Origin of the sequence: Vibrio sp. 10N.286.46.A8, assembly GCF_041470165.1 — a bacterium.
Taxonomy (GTDB): Bacteria; Pseudomonadota; Gammaproteobacteria; order Enterobacterales; family Vibrionaceae; genus Vibrio; species Vibrio tasmaniensis_A.
In genome coordinates this window covers 1-457 of record NZ_JBFRLX010000363.1, presented here as the reverse complement: position 1 = coordinate 457, position 457 = coordinate 1, and the positions used below count along the sequence as shown (strand labels likewise).

Here is a 457-nt window from a genome sequence, read left to right as displayed (position 1 = left end):
GCTCAATCACGCTCTCGACGCCAAAATCAGGCGAAGTCGATGTCCAAATCGCACCCAAGCTAGTAGTTGCCAACATCGCAATCACGGTTTGAGGAAGATAAGGGGTATAAGCAGCAACTACATCACCTTGTTGAACACCTATATCGACAAGCCATTGTTGAACGTTAGATACTTCCTTACACAAGTTTTGCCATGTGTAGCTTTGATGCTCGCCACGCTCATTCTCAAACCAAATCGCAAGCTCGTTTGGTAACGTTTTTGATGAGTGCAGCAAGTTTTCGGCGTAGTTAACTTGAGCATTCGGAAACCACACCGCATCGCGATTCGATTTTGACTGTTGCCAACGGCTCTCGCCTTGAGTTTTGATGAGCTCTCTTTGTGCGTTATCAATACTGTCTTGCGAGCCCACCATTCCACAAAACTGCCAAACGTTCTGCCAAAACGACTCGGGATGTTC

General features: G+C 46.8%; 1 protein-coding gene. It reads right to left on the bottom strand.

The genetic code is table 11. The features are described 5' to 3' along the window. The coding region (locus AB4232_RS22455) for an AMP-binding protein (RefSeq protein WP_372088068.1) at positions 1-457 on the bottom strand (457 nt) is incomplete at both ends.